Annotated in this window: 16 protein-coding genes, 3 pseudogenes and 1 riboswitch; of the genes and pseudogenes, 5 read left to right on the top strand and 14 right to left on the bottom strand. The window is 67.3% G+C overall.

Going from position 1 to position 19563, the window contains the following annotated elements; translation table 11 throughout:
- Positions 1-66: 66 nt before the first annotated feature.
- Positions 67-385, bottom strand: a riboswitch (cobalamin riboswitch).
- 12 nt (positions 386-397) lie between these two features.
- Genes AAN986_RS13585 through AAN986_RS13575 form a run of 3 tightly spaced genes read right to left on the bottom strand, consistent with a single transcriptional unit; the run spans position 398 to position 2500 of the window.
- On the bottom strand, positions 398-1087 hold the full coding sequence (locus AAN986_RS13585; protein ID WP_047218677.1) for a 2OG-Fe(II) oxygenase: 690 nt from the start codon (positions 1085-1087) through the stop codon (positions 398-400).
- 18 nt (positions 1088-1105) lie between these two features.
- Positions 1106-1756, bottom strand: a complete 651-nt coding sequence (gene alkB / locus AAN986_RS13580; RefSeq protein WP_047218678.1) for a DNA oxidative demethylase AlkB — start codon at positions 1754-1756, stop codon at positions 1106-1108.
- A gap of 12 nt (positions 1757-1768) precedes the next feature.
- The gene (locus AAN986_RS13575; RefSeq protein WP_047218679.1) at positions 1769-2500 is read right to left on the bottom strand and encodes a 2OG-Fe(II) oxygenase; all 732 of its coding nucleotides are present in this window, start codon (positions 2498-2500) and stop codon (positions 1769-1771) included.
- A 224-nt stretch (positions 2501-2724) separates the two neighbouring features.
- On the opposite strand from AAN986_RS13575, the gene AAN986_RS13570 reads away from it, so the two are divergent.
- The 3 genes from AAN986_RS13570 (at position 2725) to AAN986_RS13560 (ending at position 5918) form a co-directional block, all read left to right on the top strand.
- Positions 2725-3546 (top strand): hypothetical protein, encoded by an 822-nt coding sequence (locus tag AAN986_RS13570; RefSeq protein WP_047218680.1) that lies wholly within the window; start codon positions 2725-2727, stop codon positions 3544-3546.
- Positions 3547-3908: 362 nt separating this feature from the next.
- Positions 3909-4667 carry a hypothetical protein gene (locus tag AAN986_RS13565; RefSeq protein WP_349335714.1) on the top strand — a complete coding sequence of 253 codons (759 nt, stop codon included), beginning with the start codon at positions 3909-3911 and terminating at the stop codon, positions 4665-4667.
- Between the two features lie 111 nt (positions 4668-4778).
- Positions 4779-5918 carry an AAA family ATPase gene (locus AAN986_RS13560; protein ID WP_047218681.1) on the top strand — a complete coding sequence of 380 codons (1140 nt, stop codon included), beginning with the start codon at positions 4779-4781 and terminating at the stop codon, positions 5916-5918.
- A gap of 155 nt (positions 5919-6073) precedes the next feature.
- Here the strand turns inward: AAN986_RS13560 and AAN986_RS13555 are convergent.
- Both AAN986_RS13555 and AAN986_RS13550 read right to left on the bottom strand, forming a co-directional pair.
- Positions 6074-6247: pseudogene (locus tag AAN986_RS13555) on the bottom strand (chemotaxis protein CheW); the annotation flags it as partial.
- A 49-nt stretch (positions 6248-6296) separates the two neighbouring features.
- Positions 6297-8159, bottom strand: coding sequence for a methyl-accepting chemotaxis protein (locus AAN986_RS13550; protein WP_047218690.1), 1863 nt, complete (start codon positions 8157-8159; stop codon positions 6297-6299).
- Positions 8160-8500: 341 nt separating this feature from the next.
- On the opposite strand from AAN986_RS13550, the pseudogene AAN986_RS13545 reads away from it, so the two are divergent.
- Positions 8501-8727, top strand: a pseudogene (locus AAN986_RS13545) (IS3 family transposase); the annotation flags it as partial.
- A gap of 22 nt (positions 8728-8749) precedes the next feature.
- Here the strand turns inward: AAN986_RS13545 and AAN986_RS13540 are convergent.
- Positions 8750-9928, bottom strand: a complete 1179-nt coding sequence (locus tag AAN986_RS13540; RefSeq protein WP_047218691.1) for a porin — start codon at positions 9926-9928, stop codon at positions 8750-8752.
- A gap of 116 nt (positions 9929-10044) precedes the next feature.
- Positions 10045-10497 (bottom strand): nuclear transport factor 2 family protein, encoded by a 453-nt coding sequence (locus AAN986_RS13535; RefSeq protein ID WP_047218692.1) that lies wholly within the window; start codon positions 10495-10497, stop codon positions 10045-10047.
- 169 nt (positions 10498-10666) lie between these two features.
- Here AAN986_RS13535 and AAN986_RS13530 point away from each other — a divergent pair, with 169 nt between their 5' ends.
- Entirely contained in the window at positions 10667-11938 is a 1272-nt protein-coding gene (locus tag AAN986_RS13530) for a LysR family transcriptional regulator (protein WP_047218693.1), read from the top strand.
- Positions 11939-11956: 18 nt separating this feature from the next.
- Here the strand turns inward: AAN986_RS13530 and AAN986_RS13525 are convergent, their stop codons facing one another.
- The 7 genes and pseudogenes from AAN986_RS13525 to paoA form a co-directional block, all read right to left on the bottom strand.
- Entirely contained in the window at positions 11957-12676 is a 720-nt protein-coding gene (locus AAN986_RS13525) for an alpha/beta hydrolase (RefSeq protein ID WP_047218694.1), read from the bottom strand.
- A pseudogene (locus AAN986_RS13520) lies at positions 12673-13540 on the bottom strand (class III extradiol dioxygenase subunit beta). The gene AAN986_RS13525 and the pseudogene AAN986_RS13520 overlap by 4 nt, the downstream one beginning before the upstream one ends.
- Positions 13540-13947 carry a protocatechuate 4,5-dioxygenase subunit alpha gene (gene ligA / locus AAN986_RS13515; protein ID WP_016453399.1) on the bottom strand — a complete coding sequence of 136 codons (408 nt, stop codon included), beginning with the start codon at positions 13945-13947 and terminating at the stop codon, positions 13540-13542. The pseudogene AAN986_RS13520 and the gene ligA overlap by 1 nt, the downstream one beginning before the upstream one ends.
- 52 nt (positions 13948-13999) lie before the next feature.
- Positions 14000-15340 (bottom strand): MFS transporter, encoded by a 1341-nt coding sequence (locus tag AAN986_RS13510; protein WP_047219173.1) that lies wholly within the window; start codon positions 15338-15340, stop codon positions 14000-14002.
- A gap of 291 nt (positions 15341-15631) precedes the next feature.
- Positions 15632-17884, bottom strand: coding sequence for an aldehyde oxidoreductase molybdenum-binding subunit PaoC (paoC, locus tag AAN986_RS13505; RefSeq protein ID WP_047219172.1), 2253 nt, complete (start codon positions 17882-17884; stop codon positions 15632-15634).
- A 4-nt stretch (positions 17885-17888) separates the two neighbouring features.
- A complete protein-coding gene (locus AAN986_RS13500; RefSeq protein WP_047219171.1) occupies positions 17889-18839 on the bottom strand; it encodes a xanthine dehydrogenase family protein subunit M in 951 nt (316 codons plus the stop codon).
- A complete protein-coding gene (gene paoA, locus AAN986_RS13495; protein ID WP_047219170.1) occupies positions 18836-19480 on the bottom strand; it encodes an aldehyde dehydrogenase iron-sulfur subunit PaoA in 645 nt (214 codons plus the stop codon). The genes AAN986_RS13500 and paoA overlap by 4 nt, the downstream gene beginning before the upstream one ends.
- Positions 19481-19563 lie beyond the last annotated feature (83 nt).

Raw genomic sequence — 19563 nt, 5'->3', positions numbered from 1 at the left:
TGGGAGGAAGGGGAGCAGGACGTTGCCATCCGCACCCCGCAGACAGTCAAGAAAACGCCTGCACAGCAGGCGCGAAACGCAGCAGGCCGGTCTCCGGGCTCACAAGCGGCGCAAGGACATGCCTTCCGCCCAGCTCTCCGTCTTCCCAATCCACCCGCAGAAGCTGCATGTTGCAGACCACGCCATGGACCAGTGACAGCCTGTCATCGCCCCTCCGCAGGGTTGCGGAGTCTGGCGGGACAGGCATGGAGCGCCTTGACTTGTTTACCGTTGCGGGGGCAGCCAAGGCCTGTGCCGGCAGCGCAAAAAGCATTTGCTGGCAGTCACCTTGTTCCCGTTTCATCCCCATGGCTGGCATGCGGACACCTGTTGCACGGATGCCTTTGCAGGCGCGGCATTATAGCCAGCGCTCTGTTTGCAGAGCCTTTGGCGCCTGGGGCACGTCGTGCAAAAGCAGCTCCAGACCCAGCCACTCGCCACGGTGAACGCGGCTGATGGCATGCCGCAGGTGCACGCGGTAAAAGCCTGCCGCACCGCGCACCGGGCGCGGCCCCGTGGCGATGATGGCCGCATCCCCCAGGCCCAGCGGCAGCACCATGGGGCGCGATTGCATGCGCGGGCGCTGCTCGGTCATCATGAATTCGCCGCCCTCGAAATCCTGGCCCGGCCGGGACAGCAGCACCACCAGCTGCAGCGGAAACACCGCCGCACCTTCGCTGTATGAACGCAGCGGGGCATGACCCGCTTGCGGCACGCGCAGCAGATGTGGCTGTGGCTGCGGCTGCGTTTGGCCTGCTTGCCGGCCCGGACGCATGAAATCCTCGAAGCAGCCCGGCAACCCAGGCTGCATGCCCATGTGTTCGCGCCAGCGGTTGGCCAGGGCCAGCAGATGCCCGTACAGCACCGGGCGCCATGCCTGCACGCAGGGCGGCAGGCCAGACGCGGCGGCCGCCTCGCGGGCCAAGGCGCGGCTTTCATCCGCAGTCAGCAACTGCGGCAGCAGGGCATGGCCTTCGGCATCGAGCTCAGCGGCAATCCGCGCCCAATCCAGGCGGGCGAAGCGATCCTGGCTGTTGAGCCTATCCATTTCAGACCGTCCAACCATTCAGCCCGCCTTGCGAAAAGTGAGATTGATGCGCCGCCCGCCCAGCAGCGGGTGAGGCTGGTCCTTGAGCGGCAACACGCCGTGGTGGCGCAGCCGATCCACACCGCCCCAGACCACCACGTCGCCATGCTGCAGCGGCACCCTGGCCGTGCTGTCCGCGCGCGCCAGTCCTCCAAACAGAAAAGTGGCCGGCATGCCCAGGGACACCGAGACAATGGGCGCGCCCAGGTCGCGCTCGTCGCGGTCCTGGTGCAGGGAAAGCCGGGTGCCGGGCAGGTACTGGTTGATGAGGCAGGCATCGGGCACAAAGCCATCGAACCCCGCCGCAGCGGCCGCCTCGCCCGCCAGCCGTACAAACAGGGCCGGCATGGCCGGCCAGGGCTGGCCGCTGAGTGGGTCGATGGCGCTGTAGCGGTAGCCGCGCCTGTCGCTGGTCCAGCCCAGCGCGCCGCAGTTGGTCATGGCCACCGACATGGTGAAGCCGCCCGGCGTGACCAGATGGCGCAGCGGCGCCTGCGCCGCAATGCCTTCGACCGCCTCCAGCAACTGCGCGGCATGGGGCAGGGCATGGCCGCGCAGCACCACGGATTGGGGGCCTATGGATTCGGCCCCGGTGGGATGTTCATCGGCGAAAAGATCCAGCGTGCTCATACCGGCCATCCATCAAAGTGCGTCATGAAAGATCAGCCCCACGGTATGGCGATGGCCGCTGTGGATGCGGCTGACCCCATGGCGCATGGCCACGCGGCGGTAGCCGGTGCGCCGCCCGGGCACGGGCCGGTGGCGCACGGCCAGGACCAGGGCATCGCCCTGGTCCAGTGCCATCACATCGGCCCGCTGCCGGTCGCCATCGGCCTGGGTGATGACGAACTCGCCACCCGTGAAGTCCCGCCCGGGCCGCGACAGCAGCAGCACCACCTGCAGCGGAAACACATGCTCTCCATAGACATCCTGGTGCAGGCAGTTGTAGTCGCCCGCACCGTATTGAAGGATGAGCGGCGTGGGCCGCAACTGGCCCTGCGCGTGGCAGCGCGCCAGGAAGTCGTGCAGCCGGTCCGGATAGCGCACTTCCAGCCCCATGCGCTGGTTCCAGAGATTGGCCACCGGCGCCAGGCGCAGATACAGCTGCTCGCGCAGGCGCTGCAGCAGCGGTGGCAAGGGGTAGTCGAAATATTGGTACTCGCCGCGCCCGAAACCGTGGCGTGCCATGACGATGCGGGAGCGAAAGCCATCCTCCCTTGCGTAAAGAGCGGCCAGGTCGCGGCACTGCTGCGCATCCAGCAGGCCGGGCAGGCGCGCGCAGCCTTGCTCATCGAGCTGGTGCTCCATCTGCGTCCAGTGGCAGGGCGAGGCGGATTCGCAAGCTTCGTTGTCGAAAAGACCGAGGTTGAGCATGGCGGGCGGGGTTGGCGGTATGGGCGCGGTTGGCAATATGGGCGCTGTGGGCAATTGCCGCAGTCTAGGACGCCGCCGCAGCGCCTGCATCCCGCTTCTTGCAGTGGACAGAATGTCAACCGGTGGGAGCGCCTGCCAGCCGCGTGCTGGACAGGCCTGGGAGGGCCGGCTGGCGGCTGCAATTGAACAATCGCGGCATTCCTGCAAACGCCTCAGGCCCCGCCATGTCCAGCAACGTCCATCACCTCTATCTTTTCTTCGATACGCCCCTGCAGCTGCGCCGCGTGCAACTGATCTGCCAGTACCTGGCCCGGCAGTCCTGGGAGCAGGCCGAGCGCTGGATCCATGAGCTGGACCCCGCCCTGGACCGATCCGCGCTGTGGGATGACGACTGGGCCAATGCCAGCGCCCTGGGCCACCCCCAGCACCTGGAGCTGGGCTTTGACACCCGCACCACGGCCGGCATGCCCTGGCGATTGCTGGAGACGCTGTTCCAGCACGGCCTGCAGGCGGCGGTGCTGCATGTCTTCTACGACCAGGTGGGCGAGAGCGAGCGCTACCACTTCGATGCTGGCCAATGGGTCAGCCACCACGCCTGGCTGTCCCGTTACCCGGAGCGCCAGGTGCTGGTCGATACGGATGGCGAGGTCTACCCGCAGCCCGGCCAGGAAGAGGGCGCCGACGGCACCGCCCTCACCAATCCGGCCCAGCCCATGGCCATCACCCGGCTGCGCGAGCGGGACCAGGAGCGTGACCGCCAGGCCCAGGAATCCGTGCAGGCCCTGCTGGACACCATGGCCAGCCTGCGCAAGAGCGGCGTGTCGCCCGTGCAGGGCATCGTGGGGCTGTTCATGCTGCGGGCCGGCTTTCGCGGGCTGTGCGAGGCCGTGGCCTTCACCGTCATTGCGGCCCTGGCCTTCAGAGGCAAGGGACTGTGGCTCTGGCTGGCTTTGGGATTGGTGCTGGCGGTGGTGCTGCCGCTGTACCGCATGGCCGGCGCGCGGCGGGAGTTTGCGGGGCAGGGTGGCGGGGATGCCGCATCCTGAGACAATCCGCGCTCGGCAAAATGAAACAAATTGCACAAGATCCGGCAAACTCCCAGGAGAGGGTGAACAGGATGTGGATACCGACCGTCGTCACCGCAGGATGGACATGCGCCATCAGGCGCCGTCTTTTTGAGCAGGGCCAACGCTGATGCAGCCCACCGCAATCGAGCAGGGCCCCGCCGTGGCCGCAGGCGTTCACGAGGATTTCGGCCATCTTCTGGGTCTGTACATGCGCCGCATCCGTGCCAGCGCTTCGGGGGTGGCCACCGAGATCGGGCTGAGCCGGGAAGCCGTCAACAACTGGAGGAATGGGGTTTCCCTGCCCAATCCGCGCTCGCGCGACCGGCTGGCCGCCGTACAGCGTGAGCACGGCCCCGGCCGACTACTTTGCGGCCCTGGGCCGGCAATGCGGGCTGGGCGAAGTGGGCTCGGACTACGAATTCGAGGCCCTGCTGGAAAAGCGCCTGCTGGCCGGCGGCCGGCTGTTCTGCCTGGTCAGCCGCTTCGAGCAGGGCACGGCCGCACTGCGCGAGACACTGGCCGGCATTCTGCGCAGCCTCAGCGAAATGCACAGCGGCCGCCTGCACCTGCTGCTGTGCGGCAGCGAGGCGCTGGCCGACCTCAAGTACCGCAGCGGTGACCTGTCGCTGCTCAACATCGGCCAGGTGGCCCACTGGCCCGATCCCACGCTGGAAGACCTGGCCCTGATGGCGCGCCAGCGCTGGCCGGCAACAGCCTGGCCGGTCGAGGTCATCGAGGCGCTGCAGGCCCTGACGGGCGGGCATCCCGCGCTCTTCGAGGAGGCGCTGCAATGGCTGGTGGAGCAGGGTGTGGGCATCGCTGCCGTGCACTCGCCACTGCTGCGCGCCCATCTGGTGGCCAGTGCGCGCCTGTGGCAGACCCTGCTGCCCCTGGCGCAGGAGCCGGCCGCACGCGATCAATTGCGAAGCCTGGTGGATGCGGCATCGCTGGGCCGTGCGCGGCCTTATCTGCAGGATGCCGTGCTGCGGCGCCTGTTCTGGGGCAACCTGCTGCAGGTGCGCGGAGCGGGCGAGGGCGCCCACCTGCACTGGCGCTGCGACATCGCCCGCGAAGCCGCAATGGCAGTGCTGCAGGCATGAGCGGCCCGGCCCGCCTTCTGCAGCTGCCCCGATCCTATTGGCGCGCCGCGCTGCTGGCCTTGTTCACGCTGTTCATAGGCACCGCCATACTTTTGCCCCGCTACAACCCCGATGGGCGGCGAGCCCGCGCAGGTGCTGCTGCGGCTGCTGGCCGCGCAGCTGCAGGTCACGCGCATCTCGCCCTACCAGACGCGCGGCGGCGTGACGCGCGAGGACGTGTTCTTCGGCCGCGAGCGCCTGCTGGCGCGCGTACTCAACCGCGAACCTGCCAACTACCTGGTCGTGGGAGGGCGCCAGCTCGGCAAAAGCAGCCTGCTCAAGGCGGTGCAACGGCGCCTGCAGGAGCATCCGTCCATTGCCTGCCACTACCTCTCGCTGCGCGACCACCGCCTTACGCCGCGCCTGGCCACCCAGTTCGGCCTGCCCGTGGAGACACCGCTGGAGGCCATCATCGAACACCTGCAGTCGCAATCGCAGGGCAGGCGGCTGTACCTGCTGATCGACGAGGCCGACCTGTTCTTCCGCGATGAGGCCCGCAACGGCTATCCCCAGCTCAGCGCCTTGCGCGCGCTCAGCGAGGAGGGCCGTTGCTGGTTCATGCTGGCTGGATTCTGGGATCTCTATGCGGCCGCGTTGCTCGACTACCAGTCGCCGCTGCGCAACTTCGGCGACATCCTGGCCATCGGTGGCCTGGAGCCATCCGCCTGCCAGGCACTGGCCACCGAGCCGCTGCGCAGGCTGCGCGTGGGCTACGCCAACGACGCGCTGGCCGAACGCCTGATCGAGGCCAGCGGCAGGCGGGCCAATCTGGTTGCCATCCTCTGCCAGGAATGCCTGCAAGCCCTGGGGCCCGACGAACGCGTGATCGAAGAGCGCCACCTGCGCCAGGCGCTGGAATCCCAGCCCGTACAGGATGCGCTGGTCGGCTGGGGCCGCCTTAGCACCGACGAACAGGCCTGCCGCCTGGACCGCATCGCCGTCTATCACACGGCCCAGCAAGGTCACACCAGCCTGACCGCGCTCGACGCCCTGGTCCAGGCCCACGGCGCAACCGGCCAGGCCCAGGCCTTGCGCCGATCCCTGGCCCGCCTGCAACTGGCCTACGTCCTGCGCCGCGATGAAACCCACGGCGTGCACGACGCACGCTACGTCTTCACCATCCCGCTGCTGCAACGCCAATTCGAACCGCAGGAGACGGAGTTGTTGTTGAGGCAGGAACTGGAGAGCCTGGGAAGAGGGTTGAACAGCTGAAAAAAAAGAGGCGGAAGACAGGCAGGCCTGGTGCAGGAAGAGTGCCTTACCTGGGTTTGGACAGTGTTAATCGCAACTGTGATTTAACATAATATACATCGTATCAATCAAAGCATCGCGGCCTCCATCAACCCCATCTCGGCGCTGCTCATGATGCGGATCTCCTGTACCCGCAGGATGTCGATGCCGTATTCCTCGCCACCCAGGCGGAAGCTGAGGAACTCGTTGGGCATGGAGGCCACTGCCTTGGCAGCCCGGGTTGATGAGGCGGCTGTCGTCTGCGCTGTAACCGGTGCTACCGTTGGGCGCTCTTCAATCATGGCGGTCATCTTCGACTCCTTGGAGATTGCGGGCGGGTTCTGGCGCGGCGAGCCGCGCTCAGAACGACGTCCAGTCGTCAGTGCCGGTCTTGGCAGGTGCGATAGCGAGCCGGCTCGACTCAGAGGTCGATGCTGGGGCTGCAGCAGCCTTCGCCTTGAATGCCGGCCGGGCGATGTTCTTGGCACGGTCCGGGCCGCGACGCTCGACGGCAGCAGCGTTGGCCGCTGGGGCCGCAGCGTGGGTCGAGCTTCCAAGTCCTTCATGCGACAGCTTGAACACCGCCACGGCCTGCACCAGTTTCTGGGCCTGGCCCTTCAGGCTCTCTGCGGCGGCAGCGCTCTCTTCCACAAGCGCCGCGTTCTGCTGCGTCACCTGGTCCATCTGGCTGACGGCCTCGCCGACCTGCCCGATGCCGGAGCTCTGCTCGACGCTGGCCGAGGTAATCTCGGCCACGATGTCACTCACGCGTTGGATTGAGGCGACGATCTCGCCCATGGTCTTGCCGGCCTCGTCCACCAGCACGGTGCCTTGCTCCACCTGCTCGACGCTACGGCCGATCAGGGCCTTGATTTCCTTGGCAGCCTCAGCACTGCGCTGCGCGAGGCTGCGCACTTCAGACGCCACGACGGCGAAGCCGCGGCCCTGCTCACCTGCGCGGGCCGCCTCGACGGCTGCGTTGAGCGCCAGGATGTTGGTCTGGAAGGCGATGCCGTCGATCACGCCGATGATGTCGCCGATCTTGCGGCTGCTGTCGCTGATGCCTTGCATCGTGGTGACGACCTTGCCGACCACCTCGCCACCTTGCGCAGCGACGGCCGAGGCGCCCTGAGCGAGTTGATTGGCCTGCTTGGCGTTGTCGGCGTTGTTGCGGGTGGTGGTGCCCAGCTCCTCCATCGTGGCGGCCGTTTGTTGCAGGGCACTGGCTTGCTCTTCGGTGCGCTGGCTCAGGTCCTGGTTGCCCTGTGCAATCTCGGAGCTGGCTGTCGCCACGCTGTCGGCACCACTGCGAATGGCGCCCACCACGCTAGACAATTGCTGCTGCATGCTGCCCATAGTGCGCAGCAGGTCACCTTCTTCACCCCTCACTCCGAGATCGATCGACTGATCAAGCTCCCCTGCCGCAATGCCCGATGCCACACGACTGACGTCGCCAAGCACGGCGCTGGTGCGACGACGCAGATAAAGGAGCCCGGCGAGCAGGCTCACGATGAGCAATGCCGTCGAGGCCATGGCAAGTTTCGACCATTGCTGCCGCGCCGCCACGGCTGCGGCCAGCTGTGCTGACGTGCGCTCATCGAGAAGAATCAGGAACTCGTCCACGGGTTTCATGATCTTGGCTTTGTACTGGTGGTACGCCAAGTCGTGCATCATCCCCAGAGCCTTGGCCTTGTCGGGTTCAGCTTGGCGCGTGAACCCACCTTTGCCGTCGTCATAGAGGCCCTTCACCATGTTCATGGCGATGGTTTCAGTGCGCACCAGATCATCTGAGTTGGCCTTGGCTTCGGCCAGCTTGGCGAGTTCGTTGTCTGCAAAGCCGGCCCGCTTCATCAGATCAAGCAGCGGCACCGTTTCGCCTGCGGGACGCACGTTTTGCGCATCGGCTGCCCGGAAGTCCCAATAGATCCGCTCGTAGGCCTGAGGCCGTGGCAGCTTGCCATTGCGAATATCCAGAATCTCGATGTATTGCTTCTCCCACTTGGCGTCACCGGTGGCCACGTAGGTGCGTGCCAGTCGGGTGAGGTCGTCAGAGCTTTGCCGCAACTCATCGGCCAGCAGGTACGACTGGTATCGCCTGGCGGCGGTTTCGTCGGCAAGAGCGCTGCTGCGGTTGCTCATGATGGCTGCGCCAATGGTGGCTGCGCCAAGAACCAGCAGGAGAGCGGCACCAAAACTGTAGGCTTGTCTGATCTGGAGTCTCATTGTTGTTCCTTCCACTGTGCTCTCGCCCTCGACCAGGACGATGGAGTTGAGTTCGCCATGCAGGCTTGACCTGGCTTGGCGCAGAGCATGGGGCTTGCGACTTTTCAGCCCCCCTGCCCTGCGCTGTCCCGCGTCACCCTGAACTGGCCGGATCGGCGCAGCCACATGCTGCCATTGAATGCCAAAATTGATCCGATGGCTGCATCATAGATATCAATTTAATCAAATATGAATTAAATTTTTCTATTAATTTGAGGAAATTGCTACTTATGCGCGTGAGCACATCTCCGGTCCACAACTCGGCATGTACGGATATCAAGGAGTCCGCTGTCGGTGTCTGTGCGGAAATAGCCAAGCTGCAGCGCGTGCTCGGCAAGACAACCTTGGAGAACGAAATCCTCAAGGAAGCCGTGCGGTACGCCGCAGAAAAAAGTGGATTGCGCTCGCCTGTGCGCGACCTGCCTGGGCGCGGTGAGGCTGGGCCGATGGCCGCAGCCATCGCACACCCGGCGACGACGCCGGGCTGCTCGCCGAACTGCGCCAGGAAATTGCCGACTTGCCCAGCTGGCCTGTTGTATTTGCCTTCGGTTTCAGAACGAGTGGCGCATGCCCAGCATCAGGCCGGTCTGCGATGCGCCCACCAGCGGGCTGCCGCCGGCTGCGGCCGAGCTGACCGAGATGGCAAGGCGCTGTCCGTTGTCAATGCGCGCGGCCTGGGCATAGACCGCAGTGCGCTTGGAGAACCTGTAGGTGGCGCGCAGGGCCAGCAAAGTGGAGCGGTCGCCGCCCTGGGCATAGCGCAGTTGCTGCAGCTGGCCATCGACCACGATGGCGGCGCTGGGGGACCAGGACAGGCCGCCCCAGGCCAGGGTGCTGCGCGGCGTGGCGCCGTTGCTGGCCGAGGCCACCTGGGCCGCGTCGTTGTCGCGGCGCATGAGGCCGGCGCCCAGCTTGATGGTGGGTGACAGCGCGGCATAGCCGTTGAGCATGATGCGGCGGTCCTTCAGGTCCGAGCGCGTGAGCCCTGCAAATGCGCCGGCGCCGCCGCGCATCTCGTCCACGGCCAGGGCAAAGCCCCAGGGCGCGGTGTCGTACTTCAGCATGGCCGACCACTGGCGGCAGGCCTGCCTGTCCGTGGCCGATTCGCCGGCGCAGTTGGTGCCGGCCGGGCTGGGGCCGGCGTTGACGGCATCGCGTCCCAGGCTGTAGGCGGCGCCCAGGCTCCAGGCGCCGAAGCGTCCCCGGTAGGCCAGGGAGTTGTCGGTGCGCGTGTTGGGGATGTAGCTGTCCAGACTGCTCAGGCCGAAGGCGTTGGGGCCGAGCAGGTCGGCATCGAACAATGCCCAGTACAGCATGGTGTAGTTGCGCCCCAGCGAGACACTGCCCCAGCCTCCGGACAGCCCCACCCAGGCCTGGCGCCCGAAGCCCCGCCCGCCCTGGTTGAAGGTGCCGGCATCCGGGCCAAAGCCTGACTCCAGCGCAAAGACGGCGCTCAGGCCGCCGCCCAGATCCTCGCTGCCGCGCAGCCCCCAGCGCGACGGTGCCGTTCCCGTGAGGCCGGGCATGCGCGTCAGCGATCCGCCGCCTTGCACATTCGTCAGGTGCTCGATGCCGGTGTCCAGATGGCCGTACAGCGTCACCGATGAGGCGGTCTGGGCCTGGGCGCCGCCTGCTGCTGCCAGCATGGCGAGCGGGGCGAGGCGGGCCAGACAAGCCCGCAGTTGGCGCTTGGCTGGGGGGTGGGGAATGCTCTTGAGAGTGCGTTTCATGCTTGTGTCTCCTGTCGTCGTCGTTGCGGAATCGGCACGCCGCAACGCTGCGCCTTGAGAAAGGCGAGAGTGGCGGGCACGGGGAAATGGGAGAAAGCGGCTGGGCGCCCTGCTCTTCAGGCGCCCGGGAGGTCCCGGTACATGACGAAGCGCGCCACGCGGCGCGTGATCAGCCAATGGCCTTCAGGACTGCGGCCGAAGGTGTCATCGAACTCGCCTACGAGCTGGCGCGGTTGTGCCGGGCGGCCGTGCGGCGTGATGGCATCGGCCTCGTCGCAGGACCACAGCAGCACATGGCTGCGCGCGCTGGCGCGGTCCGGGCCTTGCAGTTCCACCAGCGTGTTGGTGACCAGATGCCGGGTCATGCGGCCCGCGGGACGCCGGGAGTACGCAGCGGCGATGGCCGTGCGCCCGCCCAGTACCTCGCCGCCGGGCCGTTGCAGCTGGCCGTCTTCGTCAAACAGCCGGGCCAGGGCCTGGGCATCACCGGCATCCGCAAAGGCAGCAGCGCGCAGCACCAGATCCATGCAGGCCTGGCGGGCCAGCAGCCGGTCGATTTCATGGTTCATGTTTCTTGTCTCCCCGGAATCCGCAGCCTGCGATGGGCTGTCTTGATCCAGGCACCAAGCATTCCATGCCGGCACCGATCCGGCCAATGCCGGAGCAACGGCCATCAATGCGTTTTTCTTATGGGACAATCAAAACACGTTCTTCCAACGTACCGCGAAGCGCCTTTCAATGAACCATTCTCTTGCCCCCTGGGCCAGCAGCAATCCCTCGCGTTTTCCCGAGTTGGCAGGCCATTTGCGAGCCATGCGCGCCATGCTGGGCGTGGTGCGCCACGGTAGCACCACGCGGGCCGCCCAGGCTATGCATCTTTCTCAGCCGGCCGTGGCGCGTTCGGTACTGCAACTGGAAGAGGCCTGCGGCATGCCGCTGTTCATCCGCGGTGCGCGCGGCATGATGCCGACCCCGCTGGGCAGCCAGCTGGCCGCCCGCATCGAGGCCATGCTCCAGCATCTGGGCAGCGGCGCGGCCGACGCCCAGGCCGCCGCCACGCTGGCGGCCAGGCGCCCTCCCCTGCCCGAGCGTTTTGCCGAGACCGTGCCGGCAGGCCAGCTGCGCGCCCTCATGGCCATTGCCGACTGCGGCAGCGAATCCCTGGCCGCGCAGTGGCTGGGCCTGACGCAGCCCGCCGTGCATGCGGCGCTGCAGGGGCTGGAAACCAGTCTGGGCATGCAGCTGTTCTACAAGCTGGCCTTCGGCACGCAGCTGACGCCGTCCGGCGAAGCGCTGCTGCGCCGTGTCAAGCTGGCCCTGGCCGAGGTGCGCGGCATGGACAGCGATATTTCCGCCTGGCGCGGCGAGATCCGGGGGCGCGTGGTGGTCGGCGTGCTGCCGCTGTCGGTGGGAATCTTCCTGCCGCGCGCTGTCGACAGCCTGGCCGTCAGCCACCCGGACATCGAGGTCAGCATCGTGGACGGCACCTACGAGAGCCTGGTGCAGCATCTGCTGAGCGCCGACATCGACGCCATCGCTGGCGCCCTGCGCGCCGACATGCCCTCCGATGAGGTACGCCAGCTGCACCTGTTCGACGATGACCTGGTCGTGGTGGCTCCGGCCGGCCATGCCTGCCTTGGCTGCGGCCAGCTGGTTCTGGAGGACTTGCTGCAATGGCCCTGGGTGTCGCCCCTGCCCGGCACGCCGGCCGACCGCGCCATGGTCCAGCTGTTCCGCAGCCAGGGCCTGGAGCCGCCGCGCGCCAGCCTGCGCGCCAGCAGCCCGACCATGACGCTGGCCTTTGTGCTGCAGACGGGCCGGCTGGCCCTGGCCTCGCGCGGACAGGCCCTGCAGGATGACCACGGAGGGCAGTTGTCCATCGTGCCCGTGGACCTGCCTTCCACACGCAGGCGCATCGGGCTGGCCACGCGTGCGCTGAGCACGGCCTCGCAGGACCTGGAGCTGTTCATGCAGGCCTGCCGGCGGGCCGTGGGCGATCTGCCGGCCTAGCCTGAGCGCAGCGCTCGCTCAGCGCCCCATCCAGTCGAGCAGTGCCCGCGACACCTGCTGCGGCTGCTCCATGGTGCTCATATGGCCGCTGTCCTCGATCACCACCAGCTCGGCGCCCGGGCACAGGGCCTGCATGCGCTCATGGCGTGACAGCGGGCTCCAGGCATCCTGACGACCGCAGGCCAGCAGGGTCGGGCAGCGCAGCTGCCTGAGCCCATCGCTCGCATCGGGGCGGTTCAGCAAGGCATTGATCTGCGCGGCGAACACCTCGGGCGTGAAGCGCGCCACCATGTCGAGCACCTCACTGAACAGCGGCGTATCGAGCCGGTCCGGATGCACCATGCCGCGCGCCCATTGCAGGCCCATCTCGCGCATGCCGCTGTGCCGGGCGATCTGCAAGAGCGCCATGCGCTTGGCGCGTTCGCTCTCGCCGGCCTCGCCCGGAGCGATGGGGTCCATGCCGGTGTCCAGCAAGGCCAGCCGCTCCACGCGCTGGGCAGCCATGCCGGCAATGGCCAGGGCCACGCGCCCGCCCATGGAATGGCCCGCCAGCGAAAACCGCTCGGCCGCCACGCCATCCAGCACCAGGCGCGCCATGTCTTCGATGGTGGCCGCCGCGCCATAGGACGGAACAATGCACTCGGCAACACCGGCAAAGGACAGGGCCGCCTGCTGCTCGTGCCAGACCGCCTCGTCGCACAGCAGGCCCGGCAGAAGTACCACGCAAGGCCGGCTCATGCAGCGTTCTCCAGGATGAGGTGTCCCACGGCCGTATTGGACGCGGGCACATGGTAGAAGCGGTGGTTGACCTTGGGCAGCGGCGCGGGGCCATCCACATCGGCCATGGCACCGCGCGCGATCAGCCACATCACCAGCTCGATGCCTTCGGAGCCAGCCTCGCGCACGTAGTCGATATGCGGCATCTTGGCCAGGCCGGCAGGGTTCTCGATCAGCAGGTCCAGGAAGCGGTTGTCCCACTCCTTGTTGATCAGGCCCGCACGCGCGCCCTGCAGCTGGTGGCTCATGCCGCCCGTGCCCCAGATCTGCACGTTCAGGTCTTCGTCGAAGCTTTCCACGGCCCGGCGGATGGCCCGGCCCAGGTTGAAGCAGCGCTGGCCCGACGGCACGGGGTACTGCACCACGTTGACGGCAAACGGAATCACCGGGCCAGGCGCCCGTGCGCGCGTCCTGCTCGCCGCACATCAGCGACAGCGGCACGGTCAGGCCGTGGTCCACGTCCATCTTGTTGACGATGGTCAGGTCGAAGTCCTGCTGGATCACCGACTGCGCAATGTGGCTGGCCAGCCCCGGATGGCCGACGACCTTGGGCACGGGGCGCGGGCCCCAGCCTTCGTCGGCGGGCTGGTATTCAGCGGCCGTGCCGATGGCAAACGTCGGAATGAAGTCCAGGCTGAACGCGGTCGCGTGGTCGTTGTAGACCAGGAAGATCACGTCGGGCTTGTTGTCCTTGAGCCATTGGCGCGAGTGCTCGAAGCCCTTGAACAGCGGCTGCCAATAGGGGTCGCCCGCCTTGCCCAGGTCCATGGCCGCGCCGATGGCGGGCACATGCGAGGTGTAGACGGATGCGGTGATGCGTGCCATCAGATGCCTTTTTCTTGTCGTTCCTGCTCATGCAGGTAGCGGTTTCCATTGATGCTGCGTCCGCCGCCCAGCATCATCTGGCGGTAGTCCTCCTCGTTCATGCCACTCATGGTCGAGACCATGTTCTGCACGCTGACGCCGTCGGTGGCGCCGATCTTCACGAGGAAGTAGATGTTTCCACCCAGCGCAATGCAGCGGTTCAGGTCGCGGTCCAGCACGGCCTGTCTTTGCTCGGCCGTCATGGCCCATTCGCCCAGATAGGCGCGCTCGTCAGCCCGAAAGCGCTCGCGGTTCTCGGCCTTCATCAGCGACATGCAGAACTGGTTGAGCCAGTAGCCCTGGCGGGATTGCTCGGCGTCGAAGACCGTGGTTCCCGGTACGTCGAGATAGGGTTTGTCCAATGCCATGGAAGTGTTTCTCCTGCGCTTGGGCGCGTGCTCACGGATAGGGGTTCAAGGATCAAGCACCAGGCGCTCGCAGCGCGCCACCCATCGGCGCCAGGGTGCGGCCGGCGCCCGTGGCCCACACGGCCAGCCCCGCGGCAATCAGCGGCAAGGCAAAGACGTAGTACAGCGAGGCAGGCTGCCAGCCACCGTCCAGCAGCAGGCCGGCCATGGTGGGCGCCACGATGGCGCCTATGCGCCCAATGCCTATGGCCCAGCCCATGCCGGTGGCGCGCACCTGGGCCGGATAGGTGGCCGGCACCAGCCCGTACAGCCCGGCCATGGAGGCGAACAGGAACACGCCCACGCCTACCGCTGCGGCGAACGCCCAGCCCAGGCTGGCCGAGGCCAGGCCGAACAGCGCGGTGAACAAGGCATTCAGCAGCAGGCTGCCCATGGCCAGATGCCGCAGCCTCACCTTCACTGCCAGCAGGCCGAACAGGCTGCCGCCGGCAATGCCTCCCAGGTTGAGCAGCACGCCGCCCGTCACGCCCTGCTGTGCCGACAGGCCGGCCTGCACCAGCAGCTTGGGCGTCCAGCTCAGCGAAAAATAGACGCTGAACATCAGCAGGAAGAAGCCGGCCCAGAGCATCAGCGTGGGGCGCGCCAGGCCGTTCCTGAACAGGGCAGCCACGGTGTTGCCCTGCCGGACTTCGCCGCCGGCCTGTGCAGGCAGCTGCAGCAAGGCAGGATGGCCCATCAGCGCCATCAGCCGGTTGAGCTTTTCCAGCGCACGTGCCGGGCGGCGGCCCAACAGAAAGTCCACCGACTCCGGCAGCCGCCACAGCACGATGGGCACCATCAGCGCCGTGGCCAGGCCGCCGAACACAAAGACCGAGCGCCAGCCATGGTGTGCCAGCAGCCAGGCGGCCATGAGCCCGCCCAGCGTGGCGCCAATCGGATAGCCCGTGGCCTGCAGCGCAATCGCCGTGCTGCGCCATTTGTTCGATGAATACTCCGAGGTGATCACCCCCACGCTGGCCAGCATGCCGCCAATGCCCACGCCCGTCATGGCGCGCAGGGCTGCCAGTTCCACATAGCTGCGCGCTGCGGCAGACAGCAGCATGCCCACGGACACCACGACCAGGCACAGCACGATGACGGGTTGCCGGCCACGGCGGTCGGCCACGGGCGCCAGGAACAGCGAGCCTATGGCCATGCCGATCAGCCCGGCACTGAACAGCACGCCCAGCTGCGCCCCGTTGAGCTTCCACTCGGCAGCGACGGCCGAGGCGGTGAAGGCCATCACCAGCACATCGAAGCCGTCCAGCATGATGAGCAGGATGCAGATGGCCACGGCGAGCCACTGGAACGGCGCCATGGCGCCCTCGTCCATCGTCTTGCGGATATCTTTCATACAAGTCCTTGTCGGAGCAGGTTGTCTCTTTGCCCTGGCAGGCGCTTTGCACCCAGGCCAGGTTCTGTTGTGGGGAAACTGGGGGTGGCCTGCGTTCGGAGCGCACAGCGCCGACATTTCCCAGTGCAAAAAGTATCTCCACGCCAGCCTCTCCAGGCCAATGCCGACGGACGCGCAAGCTATGCGTTCTATTGATGGCTACATGCAAAAAGGCCGGCCACCCAGAGGTGACCGGCCTTCGTTCATCAAGAATCCAGGGCCTGAGCGGGCTGCCTCAGGTGCAGTGCCCTCTCATGCCAGCCTCCCCAGGCCTGCCAGCAGCTTGTCCAGCGTGATCGGGTAGTCGCGCACCCGCACGCCGGTGGCGTTGTAGATGGCGTTGGCAATGGCCGCGCTCACGCCGCAGATGCCCAGCTCGCCCACGCCCTTGGCCTTCATGGGCGAGGCCATGGGATCGACCTCGTCCAGAAAGATCACTTCCTGGTGCGGGATGTCGGCATGCACGGGCACCTCATAGCCCGCCAGGTCGTGGTTGACGAACAAGCCCAGGCGCGTGTCCACGGCCAGCTCCTCCATCAGGGCCGCGCCCACGCCCATGGTCATGGCGCCGATGACCTGGCTGCGGGCCGTCTTGGGATTGAGGATGCGGCCGGCCGCGCAAACGGCCAGCATGCGCCGCACGCGGACCTCTGCAGTGAATGCGTCCACGGCGACCTCCACGAAGTGCGCGCCAAAGGTGGACTGCTGCATCTTCTTGTCGAGCACGCCGAATTCGATGGCATCCTCGGCCGTCAGGTCGCCGTCGCCGGCAGCGCTGGCCAGGGCCCGGCGCTTGCCGCCCGCCTGCACATGCCCATCCGCGAATTCGGCCGTCCCCGGGTCCATGCCCAGCTTGCGCGCCACGGCCTCGCGCAGCTTCACGCAGGCGGCATAGACGCCGGAGGTGGCACTGGCCGCGCCCCATTGCCCGCCCGAGCCGGCAGACACGGGAAAGCCGGAGTCGCCCAGCCGCACGCGCACCTGCTGCAGCGGCAGGCCCAGCATCTCGGCCGCCGTCTGGGCAATGATGGTGTAGCTGCCCGTGCCGATGTCGGTCATGTCGGTTTCCACGGTGAGCATGCCCTGCCTGTCCAGGCGCACGCGGCCGGCGGACTTCATGACAGGCGCGCCACGGTAGGCGCCGGCCATGCCCAGGCCGATCAGCCAGCGCCCTTCGCGCCGTTGGGCCGGCTGGGGATTGCGCTGGCTCCATCCGAAGCGCTCGGCGCCCGTGCGCAGGCACTGCACGAACTCACGGCGGGAAAACGGCTTGTGCTCCTGGGCAGGGGTGCCCTCCTTCGCCTCGGGTTGCGGCTTCTTGCCGCTGTCCGGCACCACCTGGGTGTCGTTGCGGATGCGCAGCTCCACGGGATCGATGCCGAGCTTTTCCGCCAGCTCGTCCATGGCAACTTCCAGGGCCATGTGCCCCGTGGCTTCGCCGGGGGCGCGCATGGCATTGGCCTCGGGCAGGTCCAGCACGGCCAGGCGGGTGGCGGTCATGCGATGGGTGCCGGCATACATGCGGCGGGTCTGGTCCACGGCACCGTCCGCCGATCCTCCGGGCTGGTCGCCCGACCAGCTTTCGTGGCCGATGGCGGTGATCCTGCCGTCCTGCCCTGCCGCGATGCGCACACGCTGGATGGTGGCCGGGCGGTGCGTGGTGTTGTTGGCCATCAGCGGGCGCTGCAGTGCGACCTTGACGGGCCGGCCTGCCGCGCGGGCGCCCAATGCGGCCAGCAGTGCATCGGCCCGCAGGAACAGCTTGCCGCCAAAACCGCCGCCGATGAATGGCGAGACCAGGCGCACCTTGTCCTTGGGAATGCCCAGCGTCTTTGCCAGCTCGCCCTGCCCCCAGGCAATCATCTGGTTCGAGGTCCATACCGTGAGCTGGTCGCCCTTCCATGCGGCCAGCGTGGCATGGGGCTCCATCATGGCGTGCGACTGGTCTGGCGTGGTGTATGTGGCGTCCACCTTCACGGGGGCAGAGGCGAAGGCGCCTTCGAAATCGCCAATGGCCGTGTCCGGCGCATCGCCATTGATGCTGTCGGGTGGCACGGCGGAGTCCCTGGCCTTGGCCAAGTCATAGGCGCCAGCCACGGGCTCGTAGTCCACACGGACCAATTGCGCGGCAGCGCGCGCCTGCTCGAAGGTTTCCGCCACCACCAGGGCCACGGCCTGGTGGTAGTGGGCCACCTGGGGGCCTGCCAGCAGCGGCGCGGTGTTCATCTTGCCCTGGCCCAGCTTGCCAGCGGTCTGTGCGGTGACGATGGCCAGCACGCCGGGCGCGCGGCTTGCCTGCGCCAGCCCGATGCTGCGGATGCGGCCCTTGGCAATGGCCGAGCCCACCACATAGCCATAGGCCGGGTGCTGGACCACGTCATGCCGCTCATAGGCATACGGCGCCGTGCCGGTGGTCTTGAGCAGGCCGTCGATGCGGTTCATCGGCTGGCCGATGATCTTGAGCTGGTCAATGGGATTGACCGTTGCGGGGGTGTCGAATTTCATGGCGTCAGTTCCTGGCCTGATGCAGCACGGCGGCGAGGGTGCGCTCGGCCAGCGTGAGTTTGAAGGCGTTGTCCTGCGTGGGCCGGGCGCCCGCCAGCAGGCGGTCGGCAACGGCCTTGGCGCCCTGCGGCATCAACGCTTCGGCCGCCTCCACTCGCCAGGGCTTGTGCGCCACGCCGCCCAGGGCCACGCGCCCGCTGCCGTCGCGCTGCACGATGGCGGCCACCGACACCAGCGCAAAGGCATAGGAGGCGCGGTCACGCACCTTGTGATAGATGTGCGTGCCGCCCGGCGGCGGCGGCAGGGTGACGGAGGTGATCAGTTCGCCGGCCTGCAAGGCCGTCTCTACATGCGGCGTGCTGCCGGGCAGCCGGTGGAAGTCGGCAATGGGGATGACGCGGGCCTTGCCGTCGGCCTGGATGGTTTCCACCGTGGCGTCCAGCGCGCGCAGCGCCACGGCCATGTCGCTGGGGTGGGTGGCAATGCAGGCCTCGCTGCCGCCGATCACCGCATGCTGGCGGCTCACGCCGGCAATGGCCGAACAGCCACTGCCCGGCACGCGCTTGTTGCACGGCATATTGGTGTCGTAGAAATACGGGCAGCGCGTGCGCTGCAGCAGATTGCCGCCTGTGGTGGCCATGTTGCGCAGTTGGCCCGAGGCGCCGGCCACCAGGGCGCGCGTCAGCACGCCGTAGTCGCGGCGCACGCGCACATGGGCGGCCAGGTCGCTGTTGCGCACCAATGCGCCAATCCGCAGCCCGCCTTGCGCGGTGGACTCCACGGTATCCATGCCGGTGCCGTTCACATCGACCAGATGCACGGGGGTTTCTATCTGCAGCTTCATCAGGTCCAGCAGATTCGTGCCCCCGGCGATGAAGCGGGCGCCCGGCCGGGCCGCCACGGCGGCGGCAGCCTGCGCGGGGGATTGGGCGCGTTCGTAGGTGAAGGCAATCATGTCCGCCCCTCCACCGCCACTTCGGTGATGGCATCGACGATGTTGGAATACGCCCCGCAGCGGCACAGGTTGCCGCTCATGCGTTCACGCAGTTCATGGGCCGACACCAGGGGCTGGGCCACGATGTCTTCGCTGGCATGGCTGGGCATGCCTTGCCGGATCTCGTCGAGCATGCCCACGGCAGAGCAGATCTGCCCCGGCGTGCAGTAGCCGCACTGGAAACCGTCGTGCCGCACGAAGGCGGCCTGCATGGCGTGCGGGGATTGCGGCGTGCCCAGGCCTTCGATGGTGGTCACGGCGGTGCCCTGGTTCATCACGGCCAGGCTCAGGCAGGACACCACCCGCCGGCCATTCACCAGCACCGTGCAGGCCCCGCACTGGCCATGGTCGCAGCCTTTCTTGGTGCCGGTCAGGTGCAGGTGCTCGCGCAAGGCGTCGAGCAGCGTGGTGCGGGTGTCCAGGTCCAGGCGGTGTTCCTGGCCGTTCACCTGCAGGGTGACGGGCAGTTGGACCCCTTCGGGGATGGAGGGAGGCTGCACTTGCGCGCCGGCCGATCGAGGCACGGCCGTTGCCGCAGCCGTGGAGGCACCTGCAATCAGCAGGTCCCTGCGCGAAACGGAAAGCTGGGTGTTGTGTTCCATGGGGCGTCCATCGGGTTGGCTCTTCGTGGGGCGTGCACACTGCTGCGAACACGCCACTCCAAGCATCGGTTCGGGACGCGCCC

This window comes from Delftia sp. DS1230, assembly GCF_040112715.1.
In the GTDB taxonomy this organism is placed as follows: domain Bacteria; phylum Pseudomonadota; class Gammaproteobacteria; order Burkholderiales; family Burkholderiaceae_C; genus Comamonas; species Comamonas tsuruhatensis.
Note: the sequence above shows the minus strand (reverse complement) of the source record. Positions and strands in the feature narration are given on the sequence as shown.

What these genes read in the sequence shown, in the direction of transcription:
- AAN986_RS13585 (WP_047218677.1), bottom strand. Translation starts at nt 1,087, where the DNA reads ATGGATAGGCTCAACAGCCAGGATCGCTTCGCCCGCCTGGATTGGGCG.
- alkB (WP_047218678.1), bottom strand. Translation starts at nt 1,756, where the DNA reads ATGAGCACGCTGGATCTTTTCGCCGATGAACATCCCACCGGGGCCGAA.
- AAN986_RS13575 (WP_047218679.1), bottom strand. Translation starts at nt 2,500, where the DNA reads ATGCTCAACCTCGGTCTTTTCGACAACGAAGCTTGCGAATCCGCCTCG.
- AAN986_RS13570 (WP_047218680.1), top strand. Translation starts at nt 2,725, where the DNA reads ATGTCCAGCAACGTCCATCACCTCTATCTTTTCTTCGATACGCCCCTG.
- AAN986_RS13560 (WP_047218681.1), top strand. Translation starts at nt 4,779, where the DNA reads ATGGGCGGCGAGCCCGCGCAGGTGCTGCTGCGGCTGCTGGCCGCGCAG.
- AAN986_RS13550 (WP_047218690.1), bottom strand. Translation starts at nt 8,159, where the DNA reads ATGAGACTCCAGATCAGACAAGCCTACAGTTTTGGTGCCGCTCTCCTG.
- AAN986_RS13540 (WP_047218691.1), bottom strand. Translation starts at nt 9,928, where the DNA reads ATGAAACGCACTCTCAAGAGCATTCCCCACCCCCCAGCCAAGCGCCAA.
- AAN986_RS13535 (WP_047218692.1), bottom strand. Translation starts at nt 10,497, where the DNA reads ATGAACCATGAAATCGACCGGCTGCTGGCCCGCCAGGCCTGCATGGAT.
- AAN986_RS13530 (WP_047218693.1), top strand. Translation starts at nt 10,667, where the DNA reads ATGAACCATTCTCTTGCCCCCTGGGCCAGCAGCAATCCCTCGCGTTTT.
- AAN986_RS13525 (WP_047218694.1), bottom strand. Translation starts at nt 12,676, where the DNA reads ATGAGCCGGCCTTGCGTGGTACTTCTGCCGGGCCTGCTGTGCGACGAG.
- ligA (WP_016453399.1), bottom strand. Translation starts at nt 13,947, where the DNA reads ATGGCATTGGACAAACCCTATCTCGACGTACCGGGAACCACGGTCTTC.
- AAN986_RS13510 (WP_047219173.1), bottom strand. Translation starts at nt 15,340, where the DNA reads ATGAAAGATATCCGCAAGACGATGGACGAGGGCGCCATGGCGCCGTTC.
- paoC (WP_047219172.1), bottom strand. Translation starts at nt 17,884, where the DNA reads ATGAAATTCGACACCCCCGCAACGGTCAATCCCATTGACCAGCTCAAG.
- AAN986_RS13500 (WP_047219171.1), bottom strand. Translation starts at nt 18,839, where the DNA reads ATGATTGCCTTCACCTACGAACGCGCCCAATCCCCCGCGCAGGCTGCC.
- paoA (WP_047219170.1), bottom strand. Translation starts at nt 19,480, where the DNA reads ATGGAACACAACACCCAGCTTTCCGTTTCGCGCAGGGACCTGCTGATT.